Consider the following 7,599-nt stretch of genomic DNA (forward strand, 5'->3'; position numbering starts at 1 on the left):
CGAGGTGCTGATCGCCCTTGCGGATCCGATCCACCTGGCCGCGATGGCCGAGGTATACGGCCTGGCCGGGACTGATGGCGCAGCCGGGCACCTTCAGCGGCGGGCAGGCCCGGGATCTGGGCGTTGGTGCCGGGTGATGCGGTGTGGAGCTTGAGCGTGCACAGGCCCAGTCCGCGCTCCACCGGGCCCACGCCGATGTCCACATACTGCATGCGCCCGTAGGGGACGGCCATGGTGCGCTGGAAGAAGATGCCGGTCCTGACCAGGAGGTCGTCATCGCGTTCGGCATAACCGATGGCACGGACCTGCCGCGGGATGAGCGCCAGCCGCCAGAGGGCCGACACCAATGCCACCGCGGGCACGGCAACTGCCAGCCACAGCGGTGGCCAGTCCCACACGCCCGCGAGGACAAGCACCAGCGGCAGGGCCAGGACCAGCACGGTGGCCACGTTGGCCAGGGCCCACTGCACCATCCTGACGGTGACGTACCTCGGGGACACGCGCTGCCAGGTGATGCCGGGAGGGTCAATCGCCTCGGTACGCATATTCGCCTTCCCCGGCGGCTTCACCATGCACGGTACGGCCGGGTTTTCCCTCGATACCCTTGGTGTCGCCGTCCTCCGGCGGGATCTTGCAGAACCGCTCCACAAGCAGGCCCACCACGATCATCACCAGTCCCCCGCCGGCCATGGCAAGTGCCAGCCAGGTGATGCCCTGGTTGCTGCGCAGGCTCCAGATGCGGAGCTGGTCCAGGAAGATGCCCACATGCCAGCCCAGGAGCACGGTTCCGGCGTAGGCGCAGGCCTGGGCCAGAACCAGGGTCCGCGCGGCAAGGAGCGGGTCAAGCACGGGCCTTTTCCGGGCTACGTTCTTCGCACCAGTCCTGGCACCGGTGCCGTCGAGGCTGTTGCGCCACTTCAGCACCCGGATGCCCAGGATCAGGGTGATGGCCACGATCACGCCCATGGTGGCCAGTGCGGTGGCTGGGAGGACGGGCGTGGACATGCCGAAGCGGCTGGTCACCACCGTGGCGGACCAGCCCGCAACGGCCAGGATGAAACCGATCAGCAGCAGGCGCAGCGGATTGATGGGCTTCATCGTTCTTCCACCGCCCCGGCCGTGGGCACGCCGTCGAAGTCACCGAAGCCGTCGAAAGGTGCAAGGTCGCCAAAATCGTCAGCCCTCGCGGCCAGGGCGCTGATCCGTTCCCCGTCCAGGGTGGCAGCAGGCTCGATGAGCGACCACGGGTAGAGGACAAAGGCGCGGACGGCGGCGCGGGGGTGGGGCAGGGTCAGGGTGGGGTCGTCGCTGCGGACGTCGCCGTAGGTGATGATGTCGACGTCGAGCGTCCGCGGCCCCCAGCGCACCTCCCGCACGCGGTGGTGCTTGTTCTCTACGGCCTGGCAGTGGTCCAGCAGCTCGTGCGGGGCCAGGCTGGTTTCCACGGTGATGACCATGTTGAGGAAGTCCGGCTGGTTGGGGGGACCGCCCACCGCCTTCGTCTGCACAACCGGCGACACGGCGAGCAGCCGCACCTCCGGCGGATCAACGAGGTCCGCCACAGCCTCGGACAGGGTGTCGTTGCGCTCGCCCAGGTTGCTGCCGAGCGCCAGGACCGCCTTGGTATAGCCGCTGTTCATTGCCCCTCCCCCCGGGCTTGCTTTTCCCCGTCGCGCTTTTCCCCAACGCGCCGGTCGCGGTGGACGCTGACCGCCACGTCGCCGAAGGGAACCTCGATGGGTGCCTGAGGCTTGTGGACGGTGATGTCCACGGCCTCCAGCTGGAACTCGGACAGCAGGCCGTCAGCGATCCGCACAGCCAGGGCTTCGATCAGGTTCAGCGGCTCGCCTGAGATCCACTCGGTAATACGCTGCGCCACCTCGCCGTAGTGCGCGGTGTCCCGGACGTCGTCGGACTCCGCCGCCTTGGCGAAATCCAGGTATAGCACTGCGTCCACAACAAAAGGCTGGCCCTCGCGGCGTTCAAAATCAAACACGCCGTGATGGCCGACGGCGGTCACCCCGCTCAGCGTAATCCTGTCCATGGCGCGCGGCTTAGCTGTCGGCGCGGGGTGCGGCCATGCGCGCGGCAACCTTGACGGCGTCAAGGCTGGGGCCGACGTCGTGCACGCGGACGGCCCAGGCACCACGGTAGGCGCTGATGGCGGTGATGGCAGCGGTGGCGGCGTCGCGCTCCTCCGGGGCGGCGGCCTTGCCGGCCACCGTGAGCAGGGTGCCGAGGAACCGCTTGCGTGAGGCACCCACCAGGACGCGGTGGCCCAGGCTGTCCAGCTGGTCCAGGTTCTGCAGGAGCTCCCAGTTCTGGGCGTCGTTCTTGGCGAACCCCAGGCCCGGGTCCACGATGATCTTTTCCGCGGTGACACCGGCGGCATACAGCTTGTCCCGCACGCCTGCGAGTTCGGCCACCACTTCCCCCGCCACATCCTTGTAGTCGGCGAGCGAATTCATGGTGCGCGCGTCCCCGCGGCGGTGGGTAAGGATGTACGGAACCTTGGCGGCCGCCACGAACTCCGCCATTTCCGGTTCGATGCTGAGGCCTGAGATGTCATTGACAATGGCAGCACCGGCTTCCACCGCAGCGGCGGCCGTGGAGGCGTGCGTGGTGTCGATGCTGACGAGCGCCCCTGCCTTCACCAGTGCCTGGATGACGGGGACCACACGCTGCTGTTCTTCTTCCGGGGTGACGTCCTCGGCGCCTGGCCGGGTGGATTCGCCGCCGACGTCGATAATGTCCGCACCGGCGTAGAACATCCGGAGCCCTGCCGCGATGGCGGTGTCCGCAGTGGCATGCCGGCCGCCGTCGCTGAACGAATCCGGGGTGACGTTCAGGATGCCCATGACCAGCGTGCGGTCCGTGGGGAGGTCTTCGAACCGGGCCGCCGGTCGCGGTTTGCGAAGGATGGGCAGGGGGGATGTTGCGGGGCCGGTTCCCGGCGCTGCAGCGAGTGAGTCCATGGTATGGGGTTTACCTTCCGAGAATGAGGCTCATGGCTTCGGCACGGGTGGCCGGGTCATGAAGCTGCCCGCGGACCGCGCTGGTGACGGTCTTCGCTCCGGGCTTGCGGATACCGCGCATTGACATGCACATGTGTTCGCATTCAACAACGACGATGGCGCCACGGGGTTTGAGGTAGCGGACCATCGCCTCGACGATCTCAGTGGTGAGCCGCTCCTGCACCTGCGGGCGGCGGGCGTAAATGTCCACGAGCCGGGCCAGCTTGCTCAGGCCCGTCACCTTGCCCTCGTGAGACGGGATGTAACCCACGTGGGCCACCCCGTGGAACGGCACCAGGTGGTGCTCACAGGTGGAATAGAAGGGGATGTCCTTGACCAGGACGAGTTCCTCATGGTCAAGGTCAAAGGTGGTGGACAGGACATCCGCGGGATCGTGGTGCAGCCCGGCAAACACCTCGGCGTAGGCCTTGGCCACGCGCTTGGGGGTGTCGATGAGGCCGCCGCGGTCCGGGTCCTCTCCGATGGCAATGAGAATCTCACGGACGGCCGCCTCAATCCGGGGCCGGTCCACCTTGTGGTGCTTTGAGTGGTGGGATCCGCCCTCCGCCGGATATCCGGCGGAGGCGGGAACGTCGTCGTCGTCGAAGTGGGTCACGTAGAAAGCTTAGCCGCGAAGGGTGTCCGGGCCCGCGTCGGTGACGCCGCCCTGGAACGGAGCATCCTCCGGAACACCCTGCGGGTGCGGCGGCTGGGCGTCGAGCGGCTCATCCAGGCGCGCCTGCTTTGCCTCCTCCTGGGCCTCGCGCTCCGCCCTCTCCTGGCGCGACTCCACCGGGCCCGCCATCTGGACCGGACGGGACTCCTTGGACAGCCACACTTCGCGGAAATCGCGTTTGCGGATGTCGCGGAAGATGTCGGCGATCTCGGCCTGGTTCAGGGTTTCGCGTTCCAGCAGCTCGAGGGCCAGCCGGTCCAGGACGTCGCGGTTTTCGGTGAGGATGGCGTAGGCCTCGTCGTGGGCCTGGTCGATGAGCCGGCGCACTTCCTCGTCCACCACGTAGGCGATCTGGTCAGAGTAGTTGCGCTCGTGCCCGGCGTCGCGGCCCAGGAAGGGCTCTCCGCCGCCCTGGCCCAGTCGGACCGCGCCGACGCGCTCGCTCATACCGTATTCGGTGACCATCTTGCGTGCGGTGCCGGTGGCCTTTTCGATGTCGTTGGACGCGCCGGTGGACGGGTCGTGGAACACGATTTCTTCTGCAACGCGGCCGCCCATGGCGTAGGCCATCTGGTCCAGCAGTTCGTTGCGGGTCACGGAGTACTTGTCGTTGTCCGGGACCACCATGGTGTAGCCCAGGGCACGGCCGCGGGGCAGGATGGTGATCTTGGTGACCGGGCTGGAGTTCCGCAGCGCTGCCGCCACCAGGGCGTGGCCGCCTTCGTGGTAGGCGGTGATCTTTCGTTCGTGCTCCTTCATCACGCGGCTGCGCTTCTGGGGTCCGGCCATGACACGGTCAATGGCCTCGTCCAGTGCACGGTCGTCGATGAGGTTCGCGTTGGAGCGCGCTGTAAGCAGCGCTGCCTCGTTCAGGACGTTGGCCAGGTCTGCGCCGGTGTATCCGGGAGTCTTCTTGGCCACGGCCTTGAGGTCCACTCCGGGTGCCATCGGCTTGCCCTTGGCATGCACCTGCAGGATCTGGTCGCGGCCGATCAGGTCCGGTGCTTCCACGCCGATCTGCCGGTCGAAGCGGCCGGGGCGGAGCAGTGCGGGGTCCAGCACGTCGGGACGGTTGGTGGCGGCGATCAGGATGACGTTGGTCTTGACGTCGAAGCCGTCCATCTCCACCAGGAGCTGGTTGAGCGTCTGCTCGCGTTCGTCGTTGCCGCCGCCGATGCCGGCACCGCGGTGGCGGCCAACGGCGTCGATCTCGTCCACGAAGATGATGGCCGGGGAGTTGGCCTTGGCCTGCTCGAACAGGTCGCGGACGCGTGAGGCACCCACACCCACGAACATTTCCACGAAGTCGGAGCCAGAGATGGAGAAGAAGGGGACGCCCGCCTCGCCTGCGACGGCGCGGGCCAGGAGGGTTTTACCGGTACCCGGAGGGCCGTACAGCAGCACGCCCTTGGGGATCTTGGCGCCCACGGCCTGGAACTTGGCGGGCTCCTGGAGGAATTCCTTGATCTCCTGGAGCTCTTCGACGGCTTCGTCGGATCCGGCGACGTCGGCGAAGGTTACCTGCGGCATGTCCTTGCTGACCATCTTGGCCTTGGACTTGCCGAACTGCATGATCTTGGAGCCGCCGCCCTGCATGCGGGTCATGAGGAACCAGAAAAGGGCGCCCAGGAGGATGACGGGAATCAGCAGGGAGAGCAGGCCGGAGAACCAGTTGCTCTCAATCGGCTGGTCCGTGTAGCCCTGGGCCGGATTGGAGTCCGTGACGGCCTTGACCACGTCCTCGGCGCGGGCGTCCACGAAGAAGAACTGGACGCTCTTGCCCTTGTCCTGCCCGTCCAGCTGCAGGTTGTCCTTCAAAGTCAGGTCAACGCGGTTTTCGCCGTCGAAGATCTTGGCCTGCTCCACCTGGTCCCCGGAGAGCAGTTCAAGGCCCTTGTCCGTGTCAATCCGTGCCGCACCACCGGGGGCAAGCGTTGCAAAGGCCACCAGGAGCAGACCGACCACGACGACGATCCAGATGCCCGGGCCTTTGAAGAAGTTCTTAGCTTTCATCTGTTCGGGGGCTAACCCCGTCCCTTCTGGTAGTGCTGCACGGCGAGTAGTCTGCGCGCGTGATGGTGCTGCGTCAGCTTCTAGCTATACACCGTCCGGAGTAGATCACGCATGATGGACGGCAAAAGTTCCCTGTGGGCGTAGCGGTGCCAGGGCGGCGGCGGGCCTGCCTCAGGGCGGGGTATTGCAGGTCAATGCCGACGGCGGCGCGGCGGCGGTCCGGGAGGGGCAGCCTACTCGTAAACGTGCGGGGCCAGGGTGCCCACGAAGTCCAGGTTGCGGTACTTCTCGGCGTAGTCCAGGCCGTAGCCGACCACGAATTCGTTGGGGATGTCGTATCCCACGTACTTGACGTCGATCTCCACCTTGGCGGCAGTGGGCTTGCGGAAGGCGGTGCAGATCTCCACCGATGCCGTGCCGCGCGATTCCAGGTTGGTCTTGAGCCAGGACAGGGTGAGGCCGGAGTCGATGATGTCCTCGACAATCAGCACGTCCTTGCCCATGAGGTCCGTATCCAGGTCCTTGAGGATGCGGACAACCCCGGAGGACTGGGTGCCGGATCCGTAGGAGGACACAGCCATCCAGTCCATGGAAATGTGGCTGTGCAGCGCCCGGGCCAGGTCAGCCATGACCATCACCGCACCCTTGAGCACGCCCACGATGAGGATTTCGCGGCCCTCGTAGTCCTTGTCGATCTGGGCAGCGAGTTCGGTGATCCGCTGCTGGATCTGCTCCTTGGTGTAGAGAACGTGCTTGAGGTCTGCCTGGACGTCGTTTGAATCCACCAATGGCTCCTGTGTAGATGCGGGGTGCGACTATTTTGCGGGCGGCTTTTGAAGCCGGAGTACTAGCTTCCCACAGCGTGCGGCTTCGCGGGGAACGGGTTTGGCTTTACTGCCGGCAGCCGGGCTGTCCGCGGCTTCCGCGCCGGCCAGCTGCGCGAGGGACAGTCGGTAGGCGCTCACTCCGCCGGGGAGTTCCACCGGCCCTGCCGAGCCGTGCCGCCGCAGCAGCGCCTCCGCCGCCAAAAGGCGCTGGTAGCTGGGCTGCTGCCCGCCGACGTCGGCCGCGGCCTTGGCGATCACGCGGTACCTGATGGCAGGGGGCAGGGCGCGCAACGCCTCCTCCGGAAGGCTCAGCTCTGGGCCGTTCCGCTCCACGAGGGATGCGAAGGTGGCTTCCGCCACATCCTCGAGGTAGTCGGCGTCAAGCTGCAGGATGGAGGCGGTCCGGGCGAGGGATTCCGCGACGCCGGGACCGAGTTTTTCCTCCAGGTGCGGCAGTACCTCCACGCGCGTCCGGGACCGGGCATACGACGGGTCCGAGTTGGTGGGGTCGTGCCACGGCTGGAGTTCCTCCACCTCGCAGATCTCTTCCGTGTCGGCCCGGCGAAGCCCCAGGAACGGCCGCAGCAGGGCACCCCTCGCAGGCCTCATGCCGGCCAGCGAGCGCGTGCCTGAGCCGCGCGCCAGGCCCAGGAGCACCTGTTCGGCCTGGTCGTCCAGGGTGTGGCCCAGCAGGATTGCCGCCGCTCCCTGGCTTGCCGCTGCCGCTTCCAGTGCGGCGTGCCGGGCTTCGCGGGCTGCGGCCTCGGGCCCCATGCCGGTGCCGTCCACCGTTACGGGCCGGACTTCCACCGGGGACAGGCCCAGCTCCTGCAGCATTTCCGCGGTCCTGGCGGCGACCTGCGCGGACCCTTCCTGCAGCTGGTGGTCAACCACTGCCGCCCCGACCGTCACAGGGTGGCCGTCCACATGCCCGCGCCGGGCAAAGTACGCGGCCACGGCTGCCAGGGCCAGGGAGTCCGGACCGCCGCTGCAGGCAACCAGGACATGGCGCGGATAGCCGGCCTGGGCCAGGGCGTCCCCCAGCGCCTTGCGCGCTGTGCCGACGACG

General features: G+C 67.2%; 8 protein-coding genes and 1 pseudogene. All 9 read right to left on the reverse strand.

Features of this window, described 5'->3' with window-relative positions; all coding sequences use genetic code 11:
• Positions 1–71: 71 nt before the first annotated feature.
• Positions 72–545 (reverse strand): annotated as a pseudogene (locus ACKAE7_RS19930) (PH domain-containing protein); the annotation flags it as partial.
• A complete protein-coding gene (locus ACKAE7_RS19935) occupies positions 526–1,098 on the reverse strand; it encodes a DUF3180 domain-containing protein (protein ID WP_408980104.1) in 573 nt (190 codons plus the stop codon). The gene ACKAE7_RS19935 and the pseudogene ACKAE7_RS19930, both read right to left, overlap by 20 nt.
• Complete coding sequence (gene folK / locus ACKAE7_RS19940; protein ID WP_104185706.1) at positions 1,095–1,640, reverse strand: 2-amino-4-hydroxy-6-hydroxymethyldihydropteridine diphosphokinase; 546 nt, start codon at positions 1,638–1,640, stop codon at positions 1,095–1,097. Before folK ends, ACKAE7_RS19935 begins: the two co-directional genes overlap by 4 nt.
• Positions 1,637–2,044 (reverse strand): dihydroneopterin aldolase, encoded by a 408-nt coding sequence (folB, locus tag ACKAE7_RS19945; RefSeq protein WP_188809942.1) that lies wholly within the window; start codon positions 2,042–2,044, stop codon positions 1,637–1,639. The genes folK and folB overlap by 4 nt, the downstream gene beginning before the upstream one ends.
• A 10-nt stretch (positions 2,045–2,054) precedes the next feature.
• Positions 2,055–2,975, reverse strand: a complete 921-nt coding sequence (folP, locus tag ACKAE7_RS19950; RefSeq protein WP_408980105.1) for a dihydropteroate synthase — start codon at positions 2,973–2,975, stop codon at positions 2,055–2,057.
• A gap of 10 nt (positions 2,976–2,985) precedes the next feature.
• Positions 2,986–3,630, reverse strand: a complete 645-nt coding sequence (folE, locus tag ACKAE7_RS19955) for a GTP cyclohydrolase I FolE (RefSeq protein ID WP_188728873.1) — start codon at positions 3,628–3,630, stop codon at positions 2,986–2,988.
• A 9-nt stretch (positions 3,631–3,639) separates the two neighbouring features.
• Entirely contained in the window at positions 3,640–5,703 is a 2,064-nt protein-coding gene (ftsH, locus tag ACKAE7_RS19960) for an ATP-dependent zinc metalloprotease FtsH (protein ID WP_188809938.1), read from the reverse strand.
• A gap of 233 nt (positions 5,704–5,936) precedes the next feature.
• The gene (hpt, locus tag ACKAE7_RS19965; protein ID WP_041651844.1) at positions 5,937–6,488 is read right to left on the reverse strand and encodes a hypoxanthine phosphoribosyltransferase; all 552 of its coding nucleotides are present in this window, start codon (positions 6,486–6,488) and stop codon (positions 5,937–5,939) included.
• Between the two features lie 30 nt (positions 6,489–6,518).
• Entirely contained in the window at positions 6,519–7,574 is a 1,056-nt protein-coding gene (gene tilS / locus ACKAE7_RS19970; RefSeq protein WP_408980106.1) for a tRNA lysidine(34) synthetase TilS, read from the reverse strand.
• Positions 7,575–7,599: the final 25 nt, after the last annotated feature.

The sequence above is a fragment of the Pseudarthrobacter sp. NKDBFgelt genome (assembly GCF_046097905.1).
Classification (GTDB): Bacteria; Actinomycetota; Actinomycetes; order Actinomycetales; family Micrococcaceae; genus Arthrobacter; species Arthrobacter polychromogenes.